We start from the raw sequence: 26,051 nt of genomic DNA on the forward strand, positions 1-26,051 counted from the left end.
GCGGGCTCCTCGGGCTAGAGGTGGATCTCCAGGCGGCCGATCGGCCCGGCCAGTTCCTCCTCCTCGTAGGCGAAGTGCGATGACATGGCCTGCGACAGGCGTTCGAGGCCGGTCCGCACCCGGTCGATCGCGGCCGGGTCGGCGATCATCCGCGCGCACGCCTCGTCCAGGCGGGCCAGCAGCTCGGCGATGACCTCGTGCTCCTGCTCCAGCTTCTTGACCACCGGCTCCAGCGCCGGGTCGCGCTCGGTCAGGGCGGGGAAGGTGCGGCCGTCCTCGACCTCGAAGTGCACGGTCAGCAGGCGGCGGAAGGTCGCGCAGAACACGCCGAGCGTCCAGTGGTTCTGGCGCACCGCGAGGCGGTCGCCGTGCCGGTCGGCCGTCTCGGCCGCCACCTGCTCGACCGCGTCCCTGACCTGGCGGAGCTGGGTGCGGTAGCCGTCGTGCACGTCCACCAGGCGGCGGCCGGGCCGGGCCTGCCCGGAGGTGAGAGCGCCGGGGTCCCGTCCCGCCGTTCTGGGGCGGCCGGCCTCGTCCAGGTCGGGGATCAGGACCGGCCGCCGGGCCGGCTCGGGCGCCGGGCGGCCGCGTTCCCTGGCCACGGCCTCCCGTACGGCGGGCGCGACCTCCTCGGCGAACACCCGCAGGTCCCGCTCGGCCTCCACCCCCGGGGCCAGTACGAACCCGCTCATGCCCACCTCGAACACCAGCTCCGTGAGCTGCTCGGCCCACAGGGCCGCGGGCCCGTCGAGGAAGCCGTCGCCGGGCAGCGGCGACAGGCTGCCGCCGATGTTGTAGACCTTGCGGATCGCGGCCGGGTCGCGTCCGGCGTCGGCGGCGGCCGCGTCGAGGATCCTGGCCTGCGCGGCGACGGCCTCGGGCGGGCTGTGGAAGGAGGAGGGCAGCCAGCCGTCGCCCATGCGCCCGGTCAGCTCCAGCATCCGGCGCTTGCTCGCGCCGACCCAGATGCCGATCGGGTGCGGCGGGAACGGGCCAGGCCGCGCCCCCTCCAGCCGGTGGTGTTCGCCGTGGAAGGTCACCGGGTCGCCCGGCGTCCACAGCGCGCGGATGACCGTGATCGCCTCGGCCAGCGCGTCGATCGAGGCGCCGGGGGAGAGCCGGCGACCGCCCATGGCGGCGATGGCGTGCCAGAACGCGCCCGCGCCGAGCCCCAGCTCCACCCGGCCGCCGCTGAGGATGTCCAGCGAGGCGGCGGCCCTGGCCAGTACGGCGGGCGGGCGCAGCGGCAGGTTGGCCACGTCGGGCACCAGCCGGACGCGTTCGGTACGCTGCGCGATCGACGACAGCAGGGTCCAGCAGTCGAGGAAACCCGCCTGGTACGGGTGGTCCTGGACGCCGATGAGGTCGAGCCCGAGCCGGTCGGCCAGCTCGGCGTGGCGCAGGACCCGGTCGCTGCCCGCCGCCTCGGGCGCGAGGAACGCGCCGAACCACACATCCGCCATGATGATCATCCCCCGGCCTCGATCGTCGCGCGACCGCCGTTCCCCGGAGGGCCGACCCGCGAGCGCTTGCCCTGGCCCAGCTAACCACCTTTATTGGATTTATCCCCTAATAGCGGGATGGGCAGCGGGACGGGCAGTGGGATGGGCAGCGGGACGGGAGGCGGGCGGCGGGGGTCGATGGCGGCACGATTAACACGGCGTTCACATTCGGGCAAAAACCGGGAAATGGCCATCCATAAGACTCGGCGTGGCTGGAAGAAATCCTGAAAGGATCACCGTGAGCTACAAGGCTGAGTACATCTGGATCGACGGCACCGAGCCCACCGCTCTGCTGCGCTCGAAGACGAAGATCCTGGCCGACGGTGCCGAGCCCCCGGTCTGGGGCTTCGACGGCTCCAGCACCAACCAGGCCAAGGGCCACGCCTCCGACCGCGTGCTGCGCCCGGTGTTCACCTGCCCCGACCCGATCCGCGGCGGCGACAACGTGCTCGTCCTGTGCGAGGTCGAGGAGATCGACGGCCAGGCCCACTCCAGCAACACCCGCGCCCTGCTGCGCCCGATCGCCGAGCGGTACGCCGAACAGGACTCCTGGTTCGGCATCGAGCAGGAGTACACCTTCTTCAAGGGCAGCCGCCCGCTCGGCTTCCCCGAGGGCGGCTTCCCCGCCCCGCAGGGCCACTACTACTGCGGCGTGGGCGCCGAGGCCGTGTTCGGCCGCGACATCGTCGAGCTGCACCTGGACCGCTGCCTCACCGCCGGCCTGGCCGTCTCCGGCATCAACGCCGAGGTCATGCCCGGCCAGTGGGAGTTCCAGATCGGCCCGGCCGGTCCCCTTGAGGTCTCCGACCACATGTGGGTCGCCCGCTACCTGCTCTACCGGACGGCCGAGGAGTTCGGCGTCGAGGCCACCCTCGACGCCAAGCCCGCCCGCGGCGACTGGAACGGCGCCGGCGCGCACACCAACTTCTCCACCAAGGCCATGCGCGAGAGCTACGACGCCATCATCACCGCCTGCGAGTCGCTCGGCGAGGGCGACAAGCCCATGGAGCACGTCTCCCAGTACGGCGCCGACATCGAGCTGCGCCTGACCGGCCACCACGAGACCGCCCCGTGGAACAAGTACACCTACGGCGTGTCCAACCGCGGCGCGTCGGTGCGCATCCCGTGGCAGGTCGAGGTGGACAAGAAGGGCTACATCGAGGACCGCCGCCCGAACGCCAACGTCGACCCGTACGTGGTCACCCGCCTGCTGGTGAACACCTGCTGCGCCGCCCTGGAGAAGGCCGGCCAGGTCTGATCCGCCAGGGTTGATCCGCCCGTACGCGTGAGAGCCGCCCTCCGGCCCGGGGGGCGGCTCCGCCGTTCTCAGAGCCGGAACTCTCAGAGCCGGAACTCCAGATCCGGGACGATCTCCGCCACGTCCATCTGCGCCTTCTGCAGGCGGCCCGAGAAGTCCCAGTTCATCGCCTGCCAGCGGGTGAACTGGTCGAGCACCCACACCCCCGACTGGCGGCTGCCGTTGCCGGACTTGCCGTTGCCGCCGAAGGGCAGGTGGGCCTCGGCGCCGGAGGTGGAGTTGTTGACGCTGACCATGCCCGCCGAGATGCCCTCGCGGAAACGGAAGGCGTGCTTGGGGTCGGTCGTGTAGATGGAGCTCGACAGGCCGTAGCCGGGGCGGTTGGCCAGCTCGACGGCCTCGTCGAGGCTGGTGAACGTGGTCACGCCGACGATCGGGCCGAACGTCTCCTCCAGGAACAGCCGGTCGCCGGGCCGGACGCCGTCGACGATGACCGGGTGGTAGTAGAGGCCGCCGTCGCCGTCGAAGTCGCCGCGCGGGTTGTCCTTGGTGATCTTCCCGGTGCTCCCCGACACGACCTGGTGGTGGGGCTGGATCCAGGTCAGGTACTCCTCGTACCGGTCGGCGAACTTCTGGTCGAGCAGCGGCCCGGCCAGCACGTCCTGCTCCGGGTCGCCGATCCTGGCCTCGCGGGCCGCCCGCGCGAACCGCTCGACGAACTCGTCGTGCACGCTCTCGTGCACGATGACCGTGCCGAGGCTGGTGCAGCGCTGGCCGGCAGTGCCGAAGCCGGAGAACAGCGCGCCCTCGACGGCCAGATCGAGCTCGGCGTCCGGCATGATCACCATCGGGTTCTTGCCGCCGAGCTCCAGGCACGCCGACTGCAGGTGGCGCCCGGCCAGCTCGCCGACCTTCCTGCCGACCTCGCTCGACCCGGTGAAGCCGACCTTGTGCACGCTGCCCTCCTCCAGGGCCAGCTCCAGCCCGGCGAACGTCTGCGCGCCGTCGGCGAAGACGACGTTGAGCACCCCGTCGGGCAGCCCGGAGGCGGCGAAGAGCCGGTACATGGCCTCGGCGGAGGCGGCGGCGTACTCGGCGGGCTTCCACACCACGGCGTTGCCGCACAGCAGCGCGGGCACGAGGTACCAGGAGGGCACGGCCACGGGGAAGTTGCCCGCCGTGATCACCGCGGCCACCCCCACCGGGTTACGGAAGGTGAACAGGTTCTTGTCCGGCATCTCCGAGGGAACCGTCTGCCCGTAGAGCCTGCGGCCCTCGCCGAGGAAGAAGTCGCAGGTGTCGACGATCTCCCGCACCTCGCGGAGCGCCTCGGCGTACGGCTTGCCGATCTCCCGGGTGACCAGGCGGGCCAGGCTCTCGGCGTTGGCCTCCACCAGCCGTCCGATGGAGGCGATCACCCGGCCGCGCACCGGCGCCGGCACCTTGGCCCATTCGCGCTGGGCCTCCTTCGCGGTGCGGCAGGCGGCGGCGAACGCGTCGGCGTCGGCCAGGCCGACCAGGGCCACGACCTCGCCGGGGCGGGCGGGGTTGGTCGACTCGTACACGCTCTCGCCGGCGGTGTCCTTCCCACCCACGATTGAAACGATCTGACGGCTCACCGGTGGCCTCCTCGTAGTTCCTCCGGACAGACAATCATCCTGCCGGAAAAAACCCAAGACACCCGTCAGCGTGCGGGACCGCCGAGCACCTCGCCGATCACGTGCCGGGCGTTGGCGGCCATGGCCGGATTGGTGTCCTTGTAGTAGGGGAGCTGGATGAGCGCCATGGACAGCGCCCGGCCGCGTCCGCGCGCCCACATGGCGTCGTCGGCCCCGAGCTCGGCCCATCGCGGGAACTGCGCGGTCAGCAGCCGCCGCACCAGGGCCTCGTCGATGTCGGCCTCGTCCGCGTGCATCCTGCCGCCCATGCGCTCCCCCTGGTCCGTACGATCCGCGGGACACATGTCAGCGGGTCGGGACCGGGTGCGTCAAGTCGGGCGGGCTCCCGCGTTCACCACGAACGGGTGGGCGCCGGCCCGTCGCCCAGCCCGTGCCGGGCGTCGGCGCCGAGCCGTCCGGCCAGGTCGGCCAGCGCCCGCGAGACCGCCAGCTCGTCGCCGACCTCCGGCAGGGATGGGTCGGCGGGGTTGCGGCGGGCGTGGCCGGTGCCCTCGACCCGGGTGCCGTCCGGGGTGGTCAGGACCGCCCGCGCCGAGGTGTCGTCGCCGTCCTCGGCGAGGTGGATCCGTACGGTCCACTGCTTGGCTTCCATGGCTCGCCTCCTCCGGCGTACGGCTGCCCGGACAGACATGGGTAAACCGGGGCACACCGCGCGGTGGCCCGGCTACGGGCGGCGCGGGCGGCGCCAGCGGTCGTCGGCCCGGATCCAGGCCGCGTCCCACTCGGCGTACCTGCGCCGGTCCAGCAGCCTGAGCAGCGCCGCGAGCAGCCCGGCGACCAGCAGCATCGCCAGGAGCAGCGTGAACAGCGCCATGCCCACCCCGCGCAGGACGACATCGGTACGGCTCGGCGGCGGCGTGGTGGGATCGCCCTCGTGGTCGATCCACAGGGGCACGCTCTGGCCCGCCCGCGTACCGGCCGGGGCCGAGATCCGGCCGGTACGGACGACGCCCGCCGGGGTCGTCCACCGCGCCGGCACGGTCGAGGCCGCCGACTCGCCGAACGCGGCCCGTACGGACCGGGGCTCCCGCAGCAGCGTCGCGGTCACCTGCTGGCGGAACCCCGGGCCGACCCGGGCGTTGCGCAGGCCGCCCTCGTAGGTGATCCGGCCGGCCAGCACGGCCGGCCAGACGCTGATCAGGACGAGGAGCACCGCCACCACCAGCCCGGCGCTCTCCAGCCGGTCGGAGCGGCGGCGCAACGGGTTGCGGTCCGGCCGGTGCCGGCGGATCCGCAACATCGTGGCGTTCATGACGGCCCTCATCGCGCACCTCCCACGGTCACCTTCCTCCTTCCCGCAGAACGGGCGGGTAGCCCGCGCGCGCCGCTCAGCTCCAGGGCGCCGTCGGGTACCAGATGAGGTCGCGGCGGGCCAGGATCCGGACGTCCCAGTACAGGAGGGTGAAGACGCCGGCCACGACGAGCGCCGCGCCGGTGATCAGGGCCAGGCGGCCCGGGGTGGCGGTCAGCCAGCGGTGCGCGCGGCCTCCCGTGGCGAGGGCGAGCAACATGAACAGGACCGCCATGACGACGATGTTGCCGGCCGACTGGAGCATGAAGGCCAGCGCGCCGTACAGGGGGTTGTGGCTCTCGGCCGCGTCCCTGAAGAGCTGGCGGAACAGGGGGAACGGGCGGCCGATCAGGAAGCCGCCGATCAGCGCGCCCATGACGACCATGCGGGCCCTCGGGTGGCGGGCCAGCGGGTCGGGCAGGTAGCCGAGCGCGGCCAGGCCCAGGTAGAGGAAGGCCAGCCCGATCAGCCCGAACGTGATCATCGCCTGGATCAGGCCGGGGGACAGGGTGCCGGGGGCGGGCCTGGCGGTGGCGAACTGCGGCATGGAGGTGCCGACGATGCCCACCACGACGCCGTACGCGCCGGACACGGTCAGCGCGCCGGCCGCCAGCCAGCCGAGCGGGCGTAACGTCCCGCGGATCCGGGCCCCGACCGACGGCCTGGCCCCGACCAGGGGCGCGACCGCGCCGAGCGCGGCGATGTTGCACGCGGTGAACGAGCCGGCCAGGCCGGAGGCGAAGGCGAACAGGATGCCGGAGACGGTCCCGGCGATGGGGGTGGCGTCGGCGTCGCGGCCGAGCATCGTGTCGGCGACCGTCGAGCCGATCGTCTGGTCGACGAACTCGGCCGACCACACGACGGTCAGCAGGAATCCGGCCATCGCGCTGAGCAGCAGCACGAGCCCGCGGCGGCGGGCGGCCACGGGCTCAGCGGCGGGGGCCGCGGCGAGGGGCAGGGTCATGGTGGTTCCCTTTCTCGTCCAGAGGGTTCTCGTCCAGAAGGAAGTGGCGTTCGCAGTGACGTAGGCGTCGGGCGTCCCAGACCATGTACGTGCCGAGGACGAGGTGCGCGATGCTCCGGGTCACCTCCTCCCAGCGGTCGCGCACCCGCAGGTACGCCAGCAGCGGAAGGCGCAGGCGGGCGGCCTGGCCGTGGGGCGTCATCAGGCAGGGGCCGCGGTTGGGAAGCGAGCGGGTGTGCGCGGCCCAGGTGGTGAACGTGTACGCGCCGAGCAGTTCTGCGACGACGGCCTGGATGGTGAGCGGGGCCAGATGCCAGGCCGGACAAGGCCGGTTGGTGGGAACGCCGAACGGGATATTGCCACCTTTAGCATGAAATTCCGGGTAGTTAAAGCAGAGGACCGATCCCGCCGGGATCACGCTGTCCTGGCCCAGCCCGATGTCCTCGTACGTGACCCGGTGGGCCACCCCGAACAGCGGGAACCTGCGCAGCGTCTCCTCGACGAGCTCGCCGACCGCCGGCCCGTCGACCAGCCCGCGTCCCTCGGTCGCCGCGACCATGAGCGCGTGCGCGGTGGCCTCCGAACTCTGTACGACGGCCGTGTTGAAGAACGTGCCCTGAAGGTAGTACGCCTGCTCGCGGCGGCTGAGCGAGGCGGGCAGGAGATGCGGGACACGGTCGAGGGACGACTCCAGGTAGGCGGTCAGCCGCAGCCGCCTGTCCATGTGGCGCAGGCCGCAGCACTTCAGCGAGGTCACCACGTCGTCGGCGTGCGCCACGATCAGCTCGCGCACGCCCGGCGGGCAGGGCTCGCCGAACACCAGCCGGTGGTAGAACTCGGCCCAGACCGGTATGGCGAGGTCGCGCAGGCGTACCAGGCGTACCAGGCGGCGGTCGGCGGGCGGCGGGGCGGCGCGCAGGCTCTCCACGGCCATCGACGCGGCCCGCCGGCTCGGCAGGGTCAGCACCCGGCGGGTGCACGCGGCGACCTCGGCGTGGCGCGGCCCCGGCTCCAGGTGCTCCTGGTGCACGTCGGCGCCGGGGGAGAGCCAGTACCAGAACAGGTCCGACAGCGCGGCCCCGCGGCTGCGCCCGCGCGCGGCCGGATGCCCGTACACCTCCAGGAATCGCGAGACGTCCACCAGGTCGCCCGGTCCCCCGCGTAGTACAGGCAAGGGGACGACGTCGAGGAGGCGGTGTGAACCCGGTCAACCTGCGCGACTTCGAGACCGTGGCCAAGGACAAACTGGACCCGGTCCTCTACGACTACTTCGCCGGCGGCGCCCAGGACGAGATCACCGTACGCGCCAACGAGGCCGCCTTCCGGCGGTTGTCGCTGGTCCCGCGGATCCTGCGCGGCGCCGGGCCGCCCCGGCTCGACCTGGCCCTGTTCGGCCAGCCGTCCGCCATGCCCGTGCTGCTCGCCCCCACCGCCTTCCACCGCCTGGCCTGGGACGAGGGCGAGGTCGCCACCGCCAGGGCGGCCAGGGACGCCGACGTCGTCATGATCGCCGCCATGCTCTCGACGGTCACCGTCGAGGAGATCGCCGCGACCGGCGCCAAGCTCTGGTTCCAGCTCTACCTCCAGCCCGACCTGGCCTTCACCGAGTCGCTGGTACGCCGGGCCAGGGCGGCCGGCTGCCGCGCCCTGGTGGTGACGGCCGACTCGCCCGCCCTCGGCCGCAACGAACGCGGCGACCGCAACGGCTTCCACGACCTGCCGCCCGGCATCGTCTGCGCCAACATGGGCGGGAACGGCAGCGTCCGCCAGGTCGAGCTCTCGCCCGCCCTGTCCTGGCGGCACCTGGACTGGCTGCGCGAGATCACCGACCTGCCCGTCCTCGTCAAGGGCGTCCTGCACCCGGCCGACGCCGTCCTGGCGGTCGAGCACGGCGCGGCCGGCGTGATCGTCTCCAACCACGGCGGCCGTCAGCTCGACACCGCCCCGGCCGCCGTGGACCGCCTCCCGTTGATCGCCGAGGCCGTCGGCGGGCGGGTGCCCGTGCTCCTCGACGGCGGCGTGCGCCGCGGCACCGACGTGCTCAAGGCCCTCGCGCTCGGCGCGACGGCCGTGGCCGTCGGGCGGCCGGTGCTCTGGGGCCTGGCAGCCTCCGGATCCGAGGGCGTCGCCCGGGTCCTGTCCCTCCTGCGCACCGAACTGGCCAACGCCCTCACCCTCTGCGGCGCCGCCACCCCCGCCGCCCTGACCAGAGACCAGGTGACACCATGAAGGTCATCGGCGCCGGCGTCGGCCGCACCGGAACCCTGTCGCTCAAGGCCGCCCTGGAACGCCTCGGCCTCGGCCCCTGCTTCCACGGCCGGCACGTCCTCGACCACCCCGACCGGCTCGGGCTCTGGCGGGCCGCCGCGGCCCGCCGGGTCGTCCCCGGGCCCGGCGTCTTCACCGCCTTCCACCGCCAGATGATCTGGGACGGCTTCTTCACCGGCCGCTTCGCCGACCGCGAGCACGCGATGACGGTGTACCGGGAGCACAACGACGCCGTACGGCGGGAGGTGCCGGCCGACCGGCTGCTGGTGGTCGAGCCGGGGGCGAGCTGGGAGCCGCTCTGCGCGTTCCTGGACGTTCCGGCGCCGGACGAGCCGTACCCGCACCTGAACGACCCCGAGCGGTTCTGGGCGCGTGTGGAGGCGCGGATGGCCGAGTCACAACTTCTTGATCCTGACGGTGTGGCCGTTGACGACCCGCTGCCCGCGGCCGAGCCGCACGGTGAGCCCGGGCATCCCGGCCAGCGGGCTGACGTCGAGGTCGTCCATGAGGAACAGGCTCAGGCTGCGCAGCCGCGGGAGTGAGGCGAGCGGCGACAGGTCCGTCACGCCGCAGCCGGACAGCGTCAGGTAGGTGAGCTCGCTCTGCCCGCGCAGCGGGGTGAGATCCGCCAGGACGCCGCAGCCGCGCAGGCGGAGATGGACCAGGGAGAAGCGGTCGAGCGCCGCGAGGTCGAGGTCGCGCACCCCGTCGAGGTACACGTCGGTGACGGACGGGCAGCTCCGGGAGGCGGCCTCCAGGCTGGCGCCGGACTCCGTGATCGCCTCCAGCCACAACTTCCGCAGCTCCCGCATCCCGGCGAACACCGAACCGGGCAGCGGCAGGCCCTCCCGCTTGAGGTAGAGGAACTCCAGCTCGCTCTGCCGGGAGAGCGGTTCGTGCCAGGCGTCCCGGCCGTCGTCGAGCAGGTCGAGGCCGAGCTCCTTCAGGCGCGGCAGCCGGCCGAGGACGGCCGGATCGCCGAACCGGGCCTCGTGCAGCCACAGGTGCCGCAGCCGCGGCAGTTTCGCCACGGCGCCGAGGTCGAGCGCGTGCGGGGTGAAGAAACGTACCTGGAGGCGCTCCAGGTGGGGCAGGAGCTCCACCCCGTCCAGGGAGTCGACCGGGACGTCGTACAGGCTCAGTGCCCGCAACTGCGGCATGTCGCGGAGGAAGCGCACGTCGGGAAGGGGAGTGGGCACGCTGACGGTCACGTCGGTCGCCTTCAGGAGGGCGGCGCTGCGCAGCAGCCGGGCGCCGGCGAAGGTGACGCTCTCCATCTCGGCGAGCACGCGCCGGGCGTAGACGCCGGCGTCGAAGTACTGCCAGCCCTGCTGGAGCTGCTCCCGTACCTGCCAGCGTTCGTCGGAGGCGTACCCGGCGAGCCGGTCCAGGGCCTCCGGGCCGTTGATCAGGAACGTCGTGCGCACCACCCAGGCGGCGCGGACGCCCGGCAGGCCCGACAGGTCGCGGGGCAGCCGGCGCAGGATCTCCTCGCCCGCCGCCGCCAGCAGGTTCGCCTCCTCCTCGGTACGCGGCGGGATCACCTGCGCCAGGCACGCCTCGAACCGGTCGCGCAGCCCGGCCGGGATCTCCTGGATGGTCTCCAGGCACGCGGCCACCAGCAGCCGCAGCCTGCGGGCGTGCTTGCCGCCCTGGTCGGCGCGGTCCAGCAGGCCGCTCAACAGTTCCCCGCGCAGCCGGGCGTTGGCGTGCCCGGCCGCCATCACGACGACCTCGCGCCACTGGTCCAGGTGCGCCCGCTCGACGGCCGCCTCGACGTCCTCGTCCTCCACGAGCTGCCCGGCGGCCAGGTACTCCTGCACGGTCCGGTGCGCGAAGTCGACGCGGCCGGGCACCGGCTCGCGCAGCACGCCGCTCCTGCGCAGCAGGTGTTCGAGCACGTCGGAGGCGGTGTGGGAGACGCGGGTCATCGAGGCGAGCTTCTGCTCGACGCGCCGCAGCGCGGTCGCCTTCGACAACTCCGAACGGCCCATGGACACCAGCCGCCAGGCCAGGTCGCGCAGGATCCACACCTTCTGGCCGGGGTCCAGCGACACGTCGTCGTCGATCCGCCGCTCGGCGTCGCGCCGTTCGAGCAGCAGGCTGAGCACGGCGTCGTAGAAGCCCATCCGGCTGCGCGGGAGCTGGGTGCGGCGGTCGAGGTTGAGCGCGCACAACATGGCGGCCAGCAGCGGCGTCGAGGCGACCACGCCGAGGTGCGGGTTGGACTCCATACGGGCCAGCAGGGCGACCTCGTAGCCCTCCAGCTCGCCGGGGTCGCACGGCAGGCTGGGGCAGTCGCGGATCGCCACGTGCCACTGGCGGATCAGCTCCCGCTGGTCGTCGGGGGTCATCGGGTCCAGCGTCACCGCCGCGAACCCCTCGTCGGCCAGCCAGCGGGCGTCGGCGGCCGTCGGGCGCGAGGTGACCACGACGCGCAGCGCCGGGTAGGCCGCCAGCAGCCGCGACAACCACTCCCGTACGGCCGGGCGGTGCCGTACGAGCAGTTCGTCCACGCCGTCGACCAGCAGCAGCCCGCGCCCGGAGTCCAGCACGCGCTCCACCCAGCCGCGCGGCACGCGCCCGGCCACCTCCTGGGCGACGTCGTCCAGGAACGCCGCCGGCGCGGGCAGGCGGCCCGAGGAATGACTCCGCAACTTGATCATCAACGGCACGCAGCCGTTCCAGGCGGCCAGGTCGCCGGAGAAGCCGCCGCGCGCGGCGGTGACCGCCAGCCAGCGCAGCAGCGTGCTCTTGCCCGAACCGGCGTCGCCCCGCAGCAGCGTGAGCCTGGAACGGCCGAGCGCCGACTCGATGCGCTCGGTGCCCCGTTCGGCGGGATGGTCGCCGGTGAGCGCGGCGATCGACAGCCGCTCCGGCGCGCGGGGGGGGCGGTCGCCGGTGGAGACGTTGAGGCTGATGTAGGCGACGCTCAGCGACGTGCGCGGGCGGTAGGTCTCCACCCGGACGCCGAACAGCTCGACCTCGTCGAGGGTGCGGCTGGCGAAGTCGAGGTAGAGGCGTTCGAAGGCGGCGTCGTCCTGGCTGCCCTCCGGGGCCTCCAGGGTGCGCTGCGGCATCCGGGCGAGCAGGCGTTCCATGCCCTCGGCCAGGCCGCTGAGCCTGCCCAGGGTCTCGGTGGCGGCGCGCGGCAGGTACTGGGGAAGTTGCCGCATGAGGCCGACCAGGCAGTCGACGGACTCGGCGAGCAGGACGGCGTACAGGCGGTCCTCGGCCTCCCCGAGCTTGGGGGCGGGGAGGGCGGCCAGGACGCGCCCGGCGAGCCTGGCGGGGTCGGCGTCGGACTCGAACAGGGCCTCGTCCGACAGGTCGGCCGCCCGCAGCGCGTCCACGACCTCCAGCAGCACGGGGGCCCGCGCGGACTCGTCCAGCCCGCGGAACTCCTGCTCGACGAGGCGTGACAACCGGGCCTCGACGGCCAGCGCGATGCCCTGGAGCTGGTTGTCGATCTTCCGCGGCGCGAGCCGGTCACGGAAGCCGCTCTGGAGGAGGTCCTTCAGGTCACTCGTACGGTCCTTGCGCGCGGCCCTGGTGGCCAGCCACTCGCGCATGGCGCGTTCCGCGACGCTCTTCCCAGCGGCGGTCAGGGCCGCCTCAATGCCTGGCATGTCTCCTGTATAAGTCGATCTTTCCGATCACGCGGTGAAATCGGCGAAGTCGAACCCCGGAGACACGACGCAGCTCACCAGCACGGCCTCGTCCCCGACCGGCAGGGCCGACTGCCACACGCCGCCGGGCACCACCGCCTGCGGCACCTGCCCCTGCTCCACCAGCGGCCCGAGGGTGACGTCGGCGTCGCCGACGGTCAGGGTCAGCGGGCCGCCCCGGTGCCACAACCACACCTCGTCGGACCTGACCATGTGCGGGACGGACTCCTCGCCCGGCTGTAGCAGGAAGTAGATCCCGGTCGCGCTCGCGCGCGGGCCCGGGTAGCCGTCGGGCCGGACGGTGACGGGCGAGCGCCAGGTCTCGCGGTACCAGCCGCCCTCCGGATGGGGGAGCAGGTCGAGCGCGGCGGCCACGGGCGGCCGTTCGTCGAAGCCGATGGGCTTGCCGGTGACGTCGCGCCGCAGGAAACGGGTGCCGTCGAGGACGGCCTGGCCGTCGGACGTGGCGGCCAGTGCCAGGGCGGCCGCCTCGTCGGCGACCTCCGCAGGGGCGCCGTCGGGATAGATCCTCAGCTCCACGTCACCGATCTTACGAGCATCTGGTCATGCGAGATCACCTGTCGTACGATTCCTCATATTTTAATATTAATGCCGATACGAATGAGGCAAGACCAGGTGAAACCCGATCAATGGCGTCGGCTCGCCGACAGCCCCGCCACCCGGCGGCAGATGTTCGGATACGCCGCCGGCGTGGCCGGCCTCGTGGCGCTGGGCCAGGCGCCCGCCGGGGCGAGCGACCCCGTACCCGCCCTGTCCGCCAATCCGTTCACGCTGGGCGTCTCCTCCGGCGACCCGCGTACCGACAGCGTCGTGTTGTGGACCAGGCTGGCCACCGAGCCGCTGGCCGACGACGGACGCGGCGGGATGCCGCAGGTCACCGTGCCGGTGCGGTGGGAGGTGGCCGAGGACGACGGCATGCGCAAGGTCGTGCGCAGGGGCGTGGCGGGCGCCCGTCCCGAGCTGGCCCACGCCGTGCACGTAGAGGTGGACGGGCTGCGTCCCGGCCGCGAGTACTGGTACCGCTTCACGGTGGGGAACGAGACCAGCCGCGTCGGACGGACGAAGACCGCCCCCGACCCCCGCTGGGCCACCGAGATCGCCTTCGCCTACGCCTCCTGCCAGCAGTGGGAGACCGGCTTCTACACCGCCTACCGCGACCTGGCCGCCCAGGACCTCGACCTGATCGGCCACCTCGGCGACTACATCTACGAACTGGCCATCGGCGCGACCGGCGGCCAGCGCAGGACGCCGCTGTCGTCGGCGCACAACGCCGCCGTGATGACGCTCTCGCAGTACCGCCTGCGCTACGCCCTGGTCAACGCCGACCCCGACCTCCAGGCCGCCCGCGCCGCCGCGCCCTGGTTCGTGATGGTGGACGACCACGACGTCGAGGACAACTGGGGCGCCGACCTGTCCCCGACCGGCGTCACCCCGGAGAACTTCCTGCGCCGCCGCGCCGCCGCGTTCCGCGCGTACTTCGAGAACCAGCCGCTGCGCCCCTCCAGCCTCCCCGACAGCCCGGACATGTCACTCCACCAGCGCCTGCGGTACGGCTCCCTGGCCACCTTCCACATCCTGGACGAGCGCCAGTTCCGCAGCCCCGCCGACATCACCGCCCGGCTCGACCCGAACCGGACGATGCTCGGCGCCCAGCAGGAGAGCTGGCTCCTGGACGGCCTCGGCCGCTCCCGCAGCACCTGGAACATCCTGGCCAACCAGGTCCAGATGTTCCAGCTCGACCGCCTCACCGACCCGGGCCTCCAGCAGCTCAACCCCGACACCGGGGACGGCTACGCCGCCGAGCGCGACCGCCTCTGGGCCGGCATCACCGCCCGCCAGGTGCGCAACCCGGTCGTGATCACCGGTGACGCGCACGTCAACTGCGCCGCCGAGCTGAAGGCCGACTTCGCCGACCCCGGCTCGCCGACCGTCGGCGTCGAACTGCTCGCCACCTCGATCACCTCCGGCGGCAACGGCTCCGACACCAGCGCGGCCGGCCAGGAGTGGCTGGCGGCCAACCCGCACCTGAAGTTCTTCAACAACCAGCGCGGCTACATCCGCTGTCGCGTCGCCAAGGACACCCTGCGGGCCGACTACGTGGTCGTGGACAGGGTCACCACCCCCGACGGCGCAGCCTCGGTGCGCAGGTCGTTCGTCGTCGAGTCGGGCCGCCCGGCCCTCCAGGACGCGTGAGGCCCCCATGAGAACATCCTTCTTCGCCGCCGCGGCCCTCGCCCTGATCCCGCTGGGCGCCGTGCCCGCCGCGGGCTCGTCGGCCGCGCCCGCCCTGCCCAGGACGCCCGCCGGGCAGGTGCTGGTCGTCCATGCCGACCTCCAGGACTCCGTACGGCCCGCCGACGCGGCCGACACCACCGACCTGGACAACTTCGCCACCCGGCTGGCCGCCGCGGTCCCGGCCGCCCCTGACGCCCTCGTGCTGAACGAGATCCTGGGGCCCGGGGCGCGCCGCCTGGCGACCAGCCTCAGCAAGGCCACCGGCTACCGCTACCGCGCCGAGGTCGCGGGGGAGCGGTCGGCGTTCCAGGCCGACGGGTCCGTACGCGAGAGCGCGCTGCTCGTCAACACCGACACCATGACGGTCGCCCAGGCGGGCGGCTACGAGCGCGTCCAGGACGAGGACCAGGCGTACCTGACGGCCGCCAGGCGCGACGGCACGCTGCGGGTCCCGCTGGTCGCGGCGCACCCCGGCGGCGACCCGGCGACCGCGACGGCCGCGTACGCGGCGCTCGTCGAGCGGCGTTTCCCGGCCGCAGGCGGGCAGGTGACCGTGCTCGGCGGCGACTTCAGGGCCGGACGCTGCGCCGTGCCGGGCGCCGACCGGCCGGTCGGCTGCGCGCCGCAGGCGTTCTGGACGGCGCTGACCGGGGCCGGGGCCTACAGCGACGTCCTGTTCGACAAGGCGGGCGCGCACGGCCGGGACCACAGCGGCTTCCTGTTCGTCCGCGGCCAGGTGCTGCGCGCCGGACTCGACACCGCCTACGACGCCGCCCTGCCCGGCCGCGCCTCCTGCAAGGCCGCCTTCGACGCCGGACGGCCGCGCTCGGCCCCCGGTGCCTGCCGCACCGCGTACTACGCCGACGCGCCGTTCGCCTGGGCGCTGCTCGGCCCGGGACAGCCGGTCCAGCGCACGGTCACGCCGGAGAGGATCGTGCTCGACCACTGCGAGCTGGCCGTACGGCAGGCCGAGGTGGCCGCCAGGTCGTCAACAACACCGGCGAGAACCTCTCCACGCCGGTCACCGTGACCGCCGCAGCGCCGCTGACCGCCACGCCCGCGACGGCCTCCCTCGACGTACCGGCCCACCAGGGCGCGACCGCCGTGGTCAAGGTCACCGCGCCGCGCGACACCCCGCCGGGCGAGCACAGCGTCACCGTACGGGTCGGCGACGAGAGCACCGAGATCCCGGTCACCGTCACCGAGACCTGCACCGAGCCCAAGGTGTACGCCAGCAGCTTCCACGCCGGTTTCGGCCCCGAACGCGCCGTGGACGGCGACATCGCCACCTTCTGGCACTCCGAGTACTCGCCCCCCACCCCGCTCCCGCAGTCGCTCACCCTGAACCTGGGCGAGGCCCGGCAGGTGAGCGAGCTGTCCTACCAGCCGCGTTTCGACGGCAACCTCAACGGCACGATCCTCGACTACAAGGTGTACGTCAGCACCGACGGCCAGACCTTCACCCAGGTCGCCGCCGGGACGTGGGCGGGCGACGCGCGGCTCAAGACGGCCGCGTTCCCCGCCGTGGACGCCCGCTACGTACGCCTCGAAGGCACCCGCGCGAGCGGCGGCTCCTACCTGTCGGCCGCGGAGGTGACGGCCCGCTGACCCCTTGACCGGCCCGCCGATCCCTCGACCAAGGCCGCCTGAGAGGCCGCCCGGGGCCTCCCGGGCGGCCGTGGTGAAATGTCGGTCGGGCTGGCTAGTCTGCGGCAGGTGATCGAACGGTGGAGCCGTGATCAGGTGCTCGCCCTCGCCCCCGACGCGCCGTCCCAGAAGGCGGCCCAGGGCGTGGCCGCGGCGGGCAAATGGTCCTCACGCGGCACGACGGGCAGCGTCCTCTACGGCGAGTGCAAGGGCAGCGGGTCCAAGCCCTACCTGGCGTGCGTCGACCTGACCGAGCCCGCCTACCGGTGCAGCTGCCCGAGCCGCAAGTTCCCCTGCAAGCACGCCCTCGGCCTGCTGCTGCTGTGCTCGGCCGACGGCGTGCCGGCCGAGGAGGCGGCGCCGCAGTGGGTGACCGAATGGCTCGACGGCCGCGCCGACCGCGCCGCCAGGTCCGCGGCCCGCGTCGAGGCCGCCCGCGCCGCCGGCCCTCCCGAGCCCACGCCCGCGACCGGCGGGGCGGAGTCGGTGCGGCACTCGCGGGTGGGGGCCGGGCTGGCGGAGCTGGAGCGCTGGCTGGCCGACCAGCTCCGGCAGGGCCTGGCGTCCTCCGCCGAGCACGACTGGGACGGCCTGGCCAAGCGCCTCGTCGACGCCCAGGCGCCCGGCGTCGCGGGCCTGGTGTCCCGGCTGACCCAGGTGCGCGCCGAGGACGACTGGCCGGGCCGCCTCCTGGAGGAACACGCGCTGATCAACCTCCTCGCCGTCGCCTACCGCCGCCGCGCCGAGCTGCCCGACCCGCTGGCGCAGACCGTACACATCCGCACCGGGTTCCCCGTCACCCGGGAAGAGGTGCTGGCCGGGCCCGCGGTCCGCGACGAGTGGGCCGTGCTGGGCCGGCGCGACGACGTCCAGGACCGGCTGACCGCCCGCCGCGTCTGGCTCAAGGGCCGGGCGACCGGCCGGGCCGCGCTCGTCCTGTCCTTCGCCCCGGTCGGCCAGCCCCTCGACGCCTCGCTGGTCACGGGGGCCACGATCGACGCCGACCTCGCCTTCTACCCGGGCGCCGCCCCCCTCCGCGCCCTGGTCGCCGTACGCCACGACACCGGCCCCGAGACCCGGCCCGGCCCGCCGGCCGGGGTCCCGGTCGAGGAGGCGCTCGACCTGCTGGCGCGGGTGCTGGCCGAAGACCCCTGGACCGAGTCGTGGCCGCTCGTTCTGGCCGACGTCGTCCCCGATCGCGCGTCGATCGGCGGCCTGCCGCTGCACCCCCGGGCCCGCGACCCCTGGCGGCTGATCGCCGTATCGGGCGGCCACCCCGTCACGGTGGCCGCCGAATGGACCCCGCAGGGCCTGCGCCCCCTCACCACCTACGACGACGAAGGAACGGCGGTGCTCCTGTGACCTGGGACGACCTGGCTTCCACCGCCCTCGTGGGCACCGACCGCAGGCCCTTCGCGGGAGACCTGCTGACGGTCGCGGCCGTCGAGACGGCGCGGCGGCGCGCGGGCCGCAGACCGGCCGAGCCCGCGCCCCCGGCGCCCGCCCCCGCCGAGGAGCTGCCCGCCGTGGGCAGGCGCGCCGCCGAGCGGCTGGTCCGCATCATGGGCGGCGAGCACGACCGCCTGCTGCCCGAATGGCTGGCCGCGGCCGCCGCGACCGGGCGCAGGGTGCCCTGCGACGTGCTGCCCGACCTGCTCGAAGGGGGCAGGCGCGACCGCTCGATCCGGGCGCACCTCGGCGTCCTGGCCGGGCGGCGCGGCAGATGGCTGGCCGGCCTCAACCAGGAGTGGGGCTACCTGCTGGAGGAGCCCACCGGCGAGACGTGGGAGCTCGGCGGCCCGGCCGACCGCCGCGCCCACCTGCGTGCCCTGCGCGCCGCCGACCCCGCCGCGGCCAGGGAGCTGCTGGAGAGCACCTGGGAGCGGGAGACGCCCGACGACCGGGCCGAGTTCGTCGAGCTGCTGGCCGACGGGCTGGGCATGGCCGACGAGCCGTTCCTCGAGTCGGCGCTCGACGACCGCCGCAGGGAGGTCCGGCAGGCCGCCGCCAACCTGCTGACCCGGCTGCCCGGCTCCCGCCTGTCCGGCCGCATGGCCCAACGGGCCCGCGCCTGCGTGTCGGTCTCCGGCTCGACCATCGCCGTCGAGGCGCCCCTGGAGTGCGACAGGGCGATGGAACGCGACGGCGTGCGTCCCAAGCCGCCGCGCGGCATCGGCGAGCGGGCCTGGTGGTTGCAGCAGATCCTGGCCCGCGCCCCGCTGGGCGTCTGGGACCGTCCGGCCTCCAGGCTGCTCAAGATGCGGATCCCCGACTGGGACGCCGAGGTGAAGGCCGCCTGGGTCCGGGCCGCGGTGCTGCAGAAGGACCCGGAGTGGGCACGCGCGATGTTCGGCTGGGACCCGATCGCCGACCTGCTCGAAGCGTTGCCGCCCGCCGAGCAGCAGGAGCTGGCCGCCGGGTTCGTGCGCGAGCACGACCTCGACAGCCAGTTGATCATGGTGCTCGGCGGCGTCTCGTCCCATTGGGGGGAGGGGCTGGCGACGGCCGTCCTCCACAAGATCGTCAAGGTGGCCGCCGTCCAGCCGTGGAATCTCGGCGAGCTGGTCAAGCTGGCCGGAGAGCACATCGACCCCGCCCTGTTCCCGCTGGCCGAGAGCTACTCGCCGGTGGAGCCGGTCCAGCGGGTCGCCGCCCTCCTGCGTTTCCGTGCCGACATGTACAAGGAGCTTGCATGACCGTCCTGCGTCCCCACGCCGAAGACCAGTACGCCGAGGAACTGGCCTACCTGGCCAAGGACGACGACCGGCCCCGCCCGCCCGGCTGGCGGCTGTCGCCCTGGGCGGTGACCCGGTACATCCTGGGCGACGGCGACCGCGTCACCCCCAAGTACGTCGGCGCCCGCCGCATCGTCGAGGTCGCCGTGGCCACGCTCGCGACCGACCGCGCGCTGCTGCTGCTCGGCGTGCCCGGCACGGCCAAGACCTGGTTGTCCGAACACCTGGCCGCGGCCGTCAGCGGCGACTCCACGCTGCTCGTCCAGGGCACCGCCGGCACCGCCGAGGAGGCCGTCCGCTACGGCTGGAACTACGCCAGGCTGCTGGCCGAGGGGCCCTCGTTCGAGGCCCTGACGCCGTCCCCGGTGATGCGCGCCATGGCCGAGGGGCGGATCGCCCGGGTCGAGGAGCTGACCCGCATGCCCTCCGACGTCCAGGACGCGCTGATCACCGTCCTGTCGGAGAAGACGTTGCCGATCCCCGAGCTCAACCGCGAGGTCCAGGCCGAGCGCGGCTTCAACGTCATCGCCACCGCCAACGACCGCGACCGCGGCGTCAACGAGCTGTCCAGCGCCCTGCGCCGCCGCTTCAACACCGTCGTGCTCCCGGTGCCCGCCAGCGCCGAGGAGGAGGTGCACATCGTCGCGCGCCGCGTCACCCAGCTCGGCCGGGCCCTGGAGCTGCCGGAGACCACCACCGGGCTGGCCGAGATCCGGCGCGTGGTGACGGTCTTCCGCGAGCTGCGCGCGGGTGTCACCGAGGACGGCCGCACCAAGGTCAAGTCGCCCAGCGGCACCCTGTCCACGGCTGAGGCGATCTCGGTGCTCACCAGCGGCATCGCGCTGGCCGCCCACTTCGGCGACGGCGTGCTGCGCCCGGCCGACGTGGCGGCCGGGATCGTCGGCGCGGTGGTGCAGGAGCCGGTGTCGGACCGGGTGGTGTGGCGCGAGTACCTGGAGACCGTGGTGCGCGAGCGGTCCGACTGGCGCGACTTCTACCGCGCCTGCCGCGAGGTGTCATGAGCGTCGTCTCCGTCCTCGGCGTACGCCACCACGGCCCCGGCTCGGCCCGTTCTCTGCGCCGCGAGCTCGAACGTCTGCGCCCCGACGTGATCCTCGTCGAGGGGCCGCCGGAGGCCGACGCGCTCGTCGCGCTCGCGCCCGGCCTGGAGCCGCCGGTCGCGCTGCTCGCGCACGTGCCGGGCGCTCCGGCCAAGGCCGCGTTCTGGCCGTTCGCGCAGTTCTCGCCCGAATGGCAGGCGATCCTGTACGGCGCCGCCGCCGGCGTACCGGTGCGCTTCTGCGACCTGCCCGCCGCCCACTCCCTGGCCGACGAGGAGACGGACTCGGACGCGGACGAGCAAGAGGGCGGAGAGGCGGGTGACGGTCTGCGTACCGACCCCATCGGCGCGCTGGCCGCCGCCGCCGGCCACGACGACCCCGAACGCTGGTGGGAGGACGTCGTCGAGCACCGCGGCGACACCCCGTTCGAGGTGATCGCCGAGGCCATGGCCGCGGTGCGTGAGGGCCACGTGCCGGTCGGCCGGGAGGCCAGGCGCGAGGCGTACATGCGCAGGACCCTGCGTGCCGCGATCAAGGAGGGGTTCGGCGTCGTCGCGGTGGTCTGCGGCGCCTGGCACGTGCCCGCGCTGACCGGGCCGCTGCCCCCGGCCGCGGCCGACAACGCGCTCCTGCGCGGCATGCCGAAGGTGAAGGCCGAGCTGACGTGGGTGCCGTGGACCTACGGGCGGCTGGCCTCGTGGAGCGGCTACGGCGCGGGCATCGCCTCGCCGGGCTGGTACCACCACCTGTTCGCCGTCCCCGACCGGCCGGTCGAGCGATGGCTCACCGAGGCCGCCGCCGTGCTGCGCGAGGAGGGGCTGCCGGTGTCGTCCGCGCACGTCATCGAGTCCGTACGCCTGGCCGCGACCCTGGCCGGGCTGCGCGGCAGGCCGCTGGCCGGGCTCGGCGAGGTGAGGGCGGCGGCCAGGGCGGTGTTGTGCGAGGGCGACGACCTGGCGGTGGAGCTGATCCAGCGGCGGATGGTCGTCGGCGACCGGCTCGGCCACGTCTCCGACGGCACCCCGATGGTCCCGCTCCAGCGTGACCTGCGCGAACAGCAGCGGCGGCTGAGACTTCGGCCCGAGGCGCTCGACCGTGAGCTCGACCTCGACCTGCGCAGGCCGCTCGACCTGGAACGCAGCCACCTGCTCCACCGGCTGCGGCTGCTGGAGGTGGGCTGGGGCACGCCGGGGCAGGCGCGCGGGAAGGGCACGTTCAGGGAGTCGTGGACGCTGCGCTGGCTGCCCGAGCACGACCTCGCGCTCATCGAGCACGCCGCCCTCGGCACCACGGTCGCCGCCGCGGCGGCGCGGCGCTGCCACGACCTGGCCGGGGCGTCGTCGGCGGTGCTCGCCGACCTGACCGCGCTGGTGGAGTCGTGCCTGCTGGCCGACCTGCCGGAGGCGCTGCCCGGCGTGCTCGCCGCGCTGTCGGCCAAGGCGGCGCTGGACACCGACGTCACGCACCTGATGGCGGCGCTGCCCGCGATGGTGCGCGCCCACCGCTACGGCGACGTACGCGGCACGTCGGCCGAGGGGCTGGCGGTGATCGTGCGCTCGATGCTCGACCGGATCTGCGTCGGGCTGCCGGTGGCCGTCACCGGGCTCGACGACGACGCGGCGGCCGGCCTGCTCAAACACGTCGACGCCGTCCACGCCGCCGTGGCCCTCCTCACGGAACCCCCCGCGGCCTCGGAAGGTGCGGAGGGGGAGGGGGTGGCGCGGGGGCGGTGGCTGGGGACGTTGCGTGGCATGGCGGACCGGCAGGACCTGCACGGTCTCGTCGAGGGCCGGCTCACCCGCCTCCTGCTCGACGCCGGCGAGCTGGCCGACGCGGGCGACCGCATGTCCAGGGCCATGTCCAGAGGCCAGACCCCGGTCAGGGCGGCGGCCTGGGTCGAGGGGTTCCTGTCCGGCGGCGGCCTGCTCCTGGTGCACGACCCCCGCCTGCTGGGCCTGGTCGACACCTGGCTGACCGCGCTGCCGGCCGACCAGTTCACCGACGTGCTGCCGCTGCTGCGCCGTACCTTCGGCGGCTTCGCCGGGCCGGAGCGGCGGGCCATCGGCGAGCGCGTGAGCGCGGCGGGCGGCACGGGTGACACCGGCGCGGCGACCGAGCCGGACGTGGACGAACGGCGCACGGCGGGAGCCGTGGCGACCGTGTTGTCGATCATCGGGAGAGACCGTGGATGAGCGCATGCGCAGGTGGCGGCTGGTGCTCGGAGGCGGCGACGCCGACGGCACCGGCTGCGCCCTGGAGGGCGCCGACGCGCAGATGGACGCGGCCCTCGGCGCCGTCTACGACCAGGACGGCCGCGAGGGGCAGAGCCGGCGCGAGGGCGGCCTCGGCGCGTCCGCGCCGCGGGTGGCCCGCTGGCTGGGCGACATCAGGACGTATTTCCCGTCCACGGTCGTCCAGGTGATGCAGAAGGACGCGATCGAGCGGCTCAACCTCACCAGGCTGCTGCTCGAACCGGAGATGCTGGAGGCCGTGGAGCCCGACGTTCACCTGGTCGGCACGCTGCTGGCGCTCAACCGGGTGATGCCCGAGCAGGCCCGCGAGTCGGCCAGGGCCGTGGTGCGCAAGGTCGTCGCCGAGCTCGAACGCCGCCTCGCCCAGCGCACCCGGGCGGCCGTGACGGGTGCGCTCGACCGTTCGGCGCGTACGCATCGGCCGAGGAGGGTGTCCGACATCGACTGGGACCGGACGATCCGGGCCAACCTCAAGAACTACCTGCCGGAGCGGAACACGGTCGTCCCGTCGCGGCTCGTCGGCTACGCGCGCCGGCAGCGGTCGGTGCAGCGCGAGGTGGTGCTCTGCATCGACCAGAGCGGCTCGATGGCGGCCTCGGTGGTGTATTCGAGCGTGTTCGGGGCGGTCCTGGCCTCGATGCGGTCGCTGAAGACGTCGCTGGTGGTGTTCGACACGGCGGTGGTCGACCTGACCGAGCAGTTGCACGACCCGGTCGAGCTGCTGTTCGGCACCCAGCTCGGCGGCGGCACCGACATCAACAGGGCCATCGCCTACTCACAGGGCCTCATCACCCGCCCGGCCGACTCGATCTTCATCCTGATCAGCGACCTGTACGAGGGCGGCGTACGCGCGGAGATGTTGCGCCGGGTGGCCGCGATGACCCAGGCCGGCGTACAGGTGATCGTGCTGCTCGCGCTCTCCGACGAGGGCGCGCCCTTCTACGACCACGACAACGCCGCCGCGCTGGCCGCGATGGGCGTGCCGGCGTTCGCCTGCACCCCCGACGCCTTCCCCGACCTGATGGCCGCCGCGATCGAGCGGCGCGATCTCGCCCGGTGGGCCGAACGCCACACCGGTGCCTGAGAAAGGCCGAGGCCGCGGCTCCTCCCCCGTGGGGGAGCCGCGGCCGGGTCAGCGTTCAGTGGCCGGCCTGTTCGGGGCGGGCCTTGTGCGGCATGAGGAACGACAGGGCGAAGGTGATCGCCAGCAGCCCGATCTCGACCCAGACGGTCACCTGCATGGCCGAGCCGAAGCTCCACTGATCCTGGAGCAGGTTGAAGAAGAGCGTGCCGAGCACGGCGGTGCCGAGCGCGCCGCCGAGCTGCTGGACGGCGGTCATCGTGCCCGAGGCCGACCCCGACTCGTGCGGCTCGACCCCGGCCAGCACGATGTCGAAGAACGGCGCCATGGTCAGGCCCATGCCGATGCCGACCAGCGCCAGCCCGGGGGCGAGCTGCCAGACGCCGACGTCGAGGCCGCCGAGGTGGATGGTCACGCCGAGCACGGCCGCGCCGGCGGCCATGACGACCACGCCGATCTGCAGCAGGCCGCGGCCCAGCTTCTCCTGGAGCCCCGACATGGCCAGGCCGAAGCCGATCACGCCGCCGACCGCCTGGGGAAGGCTGGCCAGGCCGGCCTTGAGCGGGCTGAAGTGCAGGCCGGCCTGCATGTAGATGCTGAAGACCAGGCTGAGGCCGATCATGCCGGAGAAGAACGCGAGACCGGCGACCAGGCCGCCGGAGAAGGCCCGCTTGCGGAACAGGCTGGGGGTGACCAGCGGGTCCTTGCCGGAGGCGGCGCGACGCGACTCGTACCGGCCGAACAGGGCGAAGACCACCAGCGAGGCGGCCATCGAGACGAACGTCCAGGCGGGCCAGCCGAGCTCGCGGCCCTGGATCAGCGGGTAGATCAGCAGGAATCCGGCGATCGAGACCAGGCCGACGCCGACCAGGTCGAGCTTGGTGGCGTTCGAGAGGCGGTACTCGGGCAGGAAGCGGATGCCGGCCAGCGCGGCGGCCAGGCCGAGCGGCAGGTTGATCAGGAAGATCATGCGCCAGCCGGTGCCGAAGAAGTCGGCGTCGACCAGCCAGCCGGCCAGCACCGGGCCGCCGACCGACGAGATCGTCATGACCGGCCCGAACATGCCGAACGCCTTGCCGATCTCCTGCGGCGGGAACATCTCCTTGATCAGCCCAAGCCCCTGCGGCAACATCACGGCGCCGAACAGGCCCTGCAACACGCGGCTGGCGACAAGCATCTCGGGGCCGGTCGCCACTCCGCACAACAACGAGGCGGCGGTGAACCCGAAGGCGCCGATCAGGAACATGCGCTTGCGGCCGAACAGGTCGCCGAGCCGCCCGCCGGTGATCAGGCCGACGGCCATGGCCAGCGTGTAGCCGGCGCCGAGCCACTGCACGAGGCTGTCGCTGCCGCCCAGGTCGGCGCGGATGGTGGGGGCGGCGATCGTGGTGATCAGGGCGTCGAGCAGGTCCATGACCTCGGCGGCCAGGATCACGAAAAGGGCGGCCCAACGCCACCGGTAGGGCGCGACGGCCTCCGGGTCCGTCCGCGCCTGGTTGGTCACTGCCATCGGGAACTCCTTAGAACGCTGTTCTTGCTACGAACACTGTTCGTTGACGAACACCGTTTTAGTGGCGAACAGTGTTCGTGTCAAGTACAGTGTTCGCCATGGGGAGCAAGGAAGACGCCGTGCCGGTGCCGCCGTGGCGCAAGACCCGCAAGCCCGCGCAGATCAGGCGGCAGCTCAGCCAGGACCTCATCGTCGAGACCGGGCTGCGGGTGCTCGACGCCGAAGGGCTCGACGCGCTCAGCATGAGACGGGTCGCCCAGGAGCTCGACACCGGCCCCGCCTCGCTGTACGCGCACGTCGCCAACAAGGAAGAGCTGCTCGAACTCGTCTACGACCGGGTGCTCGGCGAGATCCGGCTGCCCGAGCGCGATCCGAGCCGGTGGAAGGACCAGCTCAGGGCGTACTCGCTGGAGGTCTACCGGGTGCTCAACCGGCACGCCGACGTCGCCAGGGCGGCTCTCGCGAACATCCCCACGGGGGAGAACTCCCTGCGCGCCGGTGAGTTCGTCTACGGGCTGCTGCTGGAGGCCGGCATGCCGCCCGGCAACGCCGCCTTGTGCCTCGACCGCCTGTCCCTCTACCTCATCGGCGACGCCTACGAGGGCTCGGTGCACGTCAGCCGGCTGCGCGCCTCGGAGATGACCTCGCCGGAGGAGTACTTCACCGCCTTCGCCACACAGATCGCCGACTACTACCGCACGCTGCCGCCGGAGCGGTTCCCGTACCTGGTGGGGCACATCGACGACCTGATCGCCGCCGACGGCGAGCAACGTTTCCGCTTCGGCCTCGAACTGATGCTGGACGGCATCGAGTCCCGCATGCCTTAGGCCCAATTGCCTAGGCCCCGCGCCCGATGTGCTGACCTGGGGCTTCCTCATA

At 73.3% G+C, this 26,051-nt stretch carries 21 protein-coding genes and 1 pseudogene; 12 read left to right on the forward strand and 10 right to left on the reverse strand.

The genetic code is table 11. The features are described 5' to 3' along the window. Nucleotides 1-14: 14 nt before the first annotated feature. A complete protein-coding gene (locus DMB42_RS15370; protein WP_125635064.1) occupies nt 15-1,463 on the reverse strand; it encodes an LLM class flavin-dependent oxidoreductase in 1,449 nt (482 codons plus the stop codon). Nucleotides 1,464-1,740: 277 nt separating this feature from the next. Here DMB42_RS15370 and glnII point away from each other — a divergent pair, with 277 nt between their 5' ends. After that, nucleotides 1,741-2,760: a glutamine synthetase gene (gene glnII, locus DMB42_RS15375; RefSeq protein WP_125635066.1), complete on the forward strand. Its 1,020-nt coding sequence runs from the start codon at nt 1,741-1,743 to the stop codon at nt 2,758-2,760. An 83-nt stretch (nt 2,761-2,843) separates the two neighbouring features. Here the strand turns inward: glnII and DMB42_RS15380 are convergent, their stop codons facing one another. The 6 genes from DMB42_RS15380 to DMB42_RS15405 form a co-directional block, all read right to left on the reverse strand. Then, nucleotides 2,844-4,355, reverse strand: coding sequence for an aldehyde dehydrogenase family protein (locus tag DMB42_RS15380; RefSeq protein WP_260477708.1), 1,512 nt, complete (start codon nt 4,353-4,355; stop codon nt 2,844-2,846). Between the two features lie 89 nt (nt 4,356-4,444). Further along, nucleotides 4,445-4,687 (reverse strand): hypothetical protein, encoded by a 243-nt coding sequence (locus DMB42_RS54210; RefSeq protein WP_221762165.1) that lies wholly within the window; start codon nt 4,685-4,687, stop codon nt 4,445-4,447. 83 nt (nt 4,688-4,770) lie between these two features. Beyond that, a complete protein-coding gene (locus DMB42_RS15390; protein WP_125635070.1) occupies nt 4,771-5,031 on the reverse strand; it encodes a DUF1876 domain-containing protein in 261 nt (86 codons plus the stop codon). A 72-nt stretch (nt 5,032-5,103) separates the two neighbouring features. Continuing rightward, the gene (locus DMB42_RS15395) at nt 5,104-5,703 is read right to left on the reverse strand and encodes a hypothetical protein (RefSeq protein ID WP_125635071.1); all 600 of its coding nucleotides are present in this window, start codon (nt 5,701-5,703) and stop codon (nt 5,104-5,106) included. A 64-nt stretch (nt 5,704-5,767) separates the two neighbouring features. Further along, entirely contained in the window at nt 5,768-6,694 is a 927-nt protein-coding gene (locus DMB42_RS15400) for a hypothetical protein (RefSeq protein ID WP_125635073.1), read from the reverse strand. Beyond that, a complete protein-coding gene (locus tag DMB42_RS15405; RefSeq protein WP_125635075.1) occupies nt 6,660-7,868 on the reverse strand; it encodes a cytochrome P450 in 1,209 nt (402 codons plus the stop codon). The genes DMB42_RS15400 and DMB42_RS15405 overlap by 35 nt, the downstream gene beginning before the upstream one ends. A gap of 23 nt (nt 7,869-7,891) precedes the next feature. Here DMB42_RS15405 and DMB42_RS15410 point away from each other — a divergent pair, with 23 nt between their 5' ends. Together DMB42_RS15410 and DMB42_RS15415 are read left to right on the forward strand one after the other, a co-directional pair. After that, the gene (locus DMB42_RS15410) at nt 7,892-8,923 is read left to right on the forward strand and encodes an alpha-hydroxy acid oxidase (protein WP_125635077.1); all 1,032 of its coding nucleotides are present in this window, start codon (nt 7,892-7,894) and stop codon (nt 8,921-8,923) included. Beyond that, a complete protein-coding gene (locus DMB42_RS15415; RefSeq protein WP_185844671.1) occupies nt 8,920-9,504 on the forward strand; it encodes a sulfotransferase family protein in 585 nt (194 codons plus the stop codon). The genes DMB42_RS15410 and DMB42_RS15415 overlap by 4 nt, the downstream gene beginning before the upstream one ends. 1,782 nt (nt 9,505-11,286) lie before the next feature. Here DMB42_RS15415 and DMB42_RS55985 read toward each other — a convergent pair. Further along, nucleotides 11,287-12,591: pseudogene (locus tag DMB42_RS55985) on the reverse strand (NACHT domain-containing protein); the annotation flags it as partial. Nucleotides 12,592-12,618: 27 nt separating this feature from the next. Next, a complete protein-coding gene (locus DMB42_RS15425; RefSeq protein WP_260477709.1) occupies nt 12,619-13,170 on the reverse strand; it encodes a cupin domain-containing protein in 552 nt (183 codons plus the stop codon). A gap of 96 nt (nt 13,171-13,266) precedes the next feature. Here DMB42_RS15425 and DMB42_RS15430 point away from each other — a divergent pair, with 96 nt between their 5' ends. The 8 genes from DMB42_RS15430 (at nt 13,267) to DMB42_RS15460 (ending at nt 23,665) form a co-directional block, all read left to right on the forward strand. After that, nucleotides 13,267-14,844: an alkaline phosphatase gene (locus DMB42_RS15430; protein ID WP_221762166.1), complete on the forward strand. Its 1,578-nt coding sequence runs from the start codon at nt 13,267-13,269 to the stop codon at nt 14,842-14,844. Nucleotides 14,845-14,851: 7 nt separating this feature from the next. Then, nucleotides 14,852-15,916: a hypothetical protein gene (locus DMB42_RS54215; RefSeq protein ID WP_221762167.1), complete on the forward strand. Its 1,065-nt coding sequence runs from the start codon at nt 14,852-14,854 to the stop codon at nt 15,914-15,916. After that, the gene (locus tag DMB42_RS54220; RefSeq protein ID WP_221762168.1) at nt 15,913-16,494 is read left to right on the forward strand and encodes a discoidin domain-containing protein; all 582 of its coding nucleotides are present in this window, start codon (nt 15,913-15,915) and stop codon (nt 16,492-16,494) included. Before DMB42_RS54215 ends, DMB42_RS54220 begins: the two co-directional genes overlap by 4 nt. A gap of 108 nt (nt 16,495-16,602) precedes the next feature. Continuing rightward, the gene (locus DMB42_RS15440) at nt 16,603-17,895 is read left to right on the forward strand and encodes an SWIM zinc finger family protein (protein ID WP_260477710.1); all 1,293 of its coding nucleotides are present in this window, start codon (nt 16,603-16,605) and stop codon (nt 17,893-17,895) included. Continuing rightward, complete coding sequence (locus DMB42_RS15445) at nt 17,892-19,229, forward strand: DUF5691 domain-containing protein (RefSeq protein ID WP_260477711.1); 1,338 nt, start codon at nt 17,892-17,894, stop codon at nt 19,227-19,229. The genes DMB42_RS15440 and DMB42_RS15445 overlap by 4 nt, the downstream gene beginning before the upstream one ends. Further along, nucleotides 19,226-20,290, forward strand: a complete 1,065-nt coding sequence (locus DMB42_RS15450; RefSeq protein WP_125635083.1) for an AAA family ATPase — start codon at nt 19,226-19,228, stop codon at nt 20,288-20,290. The genes DMB42_RS15445 and DMB42_RS15450 overlap by 4 nt, the downstream gene beginning before the upstream one ends. Continuing rightward, the gene (locus DMB42_RS15455) at nt 20,287-22,521 is read left to right on the forward strand and encodes a DUF5682 family protein (RefSeq protein ID WP_125635085.1); all 2,235 of its coding nucleotides are present in this window, start codon (nt 20,287-20,289) and stop codon (nt 22,519-22,521) included. Before DMB42_RS15450 ends, DMB42_RS15455 begins: the two co-directional genes overlap by 4 nt. A gap of 4 nt (nt 22,522-22,525) precedes the next feature. Beyond that, nucleotides 22,526-23,665, forward strand: coding sequence for a VWA domain-containing protein (locus tag DMB42_RS15460; RefSeq protein WP_125635778.1), 1,140 nt, complete (start codon nt 22,526-22,528; stop codon nt 23,663-23,665). Nucleotides 23,666-23,720: 55 nt separating this feature from the next. Here the strand turns inward: DMB42_RS15460 and DMB42_RS15465 are convergent, their stop codons facing one another. Then, nucleotides 23,721-25,172 (reverse strand): MFS transporter, encoded by a 1,452-nt coding sequence (locus tag DMB42_RS15465; RefSeq protein ID WP_125635087.1) that lies wholly within the window; start codon nt 25,170-25,172, stop codon nt 23,721-23,723. Nucleotides 25,173-25,270: 98 nt separating this feature from the next. Between DMB42_RS15465 and DMB42_RS15470 the strand changes: the two genes are divergently transcribed. After that, nucleotides 25,271-25,999 (forward strand): TetR/AcrR family transcriptional regulator C-terminal domain-containing protein, encoded by a 729-nt coding sequence (locus DMB42_RS15470; RefSeq protein ID WP_125635089.1) that lies wholly within the window; start codon nt 25,271-25,273, stop codon nt 25,997-25,999. The last annotated feature ends 52 nt before the right edge of the window (nt 26,000-26,051 follow it).

Origin of the sequence: Nonomuraea sp. WAC 01424, from assembly GCF_003947315.1 — a bacterium.
In the GTDB taxonomy this organism is placed as follows: domain Bacteria; phylum Actinomycetota; class Actinomycetes; order Streptosporangiales; family Streptosporangiaceae; genus Nonomuraea; species Nonomuraea spiralis.

Bases quoted from the DNA above. Each gene is read 5' to 3' on its own strand.
- DMB42_RS15450 (WP_125635083.1), top strand. From the start codon at position 19,226: ATGACCGTCCTGCGTCCCCACGCCGAAGACCAGTACGCCGAGGAACTG.
- DMB42_RS15395 (WP_125635071.1), bottom strand. From the start codon at position 5,703: ATGAGGGCCGTCATGAACGCCACGATGTTGCGGATCCGCCGGCACCGG.
- DMB42_RS15465 (WP_125635087.1), bottom strand. From the start codon at position 25,172: ATGGCAGTGACCAACCAGGCGCGGACGGACCCGGAGGCCGTCGCGCCC.
- DMB42_RS15400 (WP_125635073.1), bottom strand. From the start codon at position 6,694: ATGACCCTGCCCCTCGCCGCGGCCCCCGCCGCTGAGCCCGTGGCCGCC.
- DMB42_RS15470 (WP_125635089.1), top strand. From the start codon at position 25,271: ATGGGGAGCAAGGAAGACGCCGTGCCGGTGCCGCCGTGGCGCAAGACC.
- DMB42_RS15415 (WP_185844671.1), top strand. From the start codon at position 8,920: ATGAAGGTCATCGGCGCCGGCGTCGGCCGCACCGGAACCCTGTCGCTC.
- DMB42_RS54210 (WP_221762165.1), bottom strand. From the start codon at position 4,687: ATGGGCGGCAGGATGCACGCGGACGAGGCCGACATCGACGAGGCCCTG.
- DMB42_RS15390 (WP_125635070.1), bottom strand. From the start codon at position 5,031: ATGGAAGCCAAGCAGTGGACCGTACGGATCCACCTCGCCGAGGACGGC.
- DMB42_RS54215 (WP_221762167.1), top strand. From the start codon at position 14,852: ATGAGAACATCCTTCTTCGCCGCCGCGGCCCTCGCCCTGATCCCGCTG.
- DMB42_RS15460 (WP_125635778.1), top strand. From the start codon at position 22,526: ATGCGCAGGTGGCGGCTGGTGCTCGGAGGCGGCGACGCCGACGGCACC.
- DMB42_RS15370 (WP_125635064.1), bottom strand. From the start codon at position 1,463: ATGGCGGATGTGTGGTTCGGCGCGTTCCTCGCGCCCGAGGCGGCGGGC.
- DMB42_RS15455 (WP_125635085.1), top strand. From the start codon at position 20,287: ATGAGCGTCGTCTCCGTCCTCGGCGTACGCCACCACGGCCCCGGCTCG.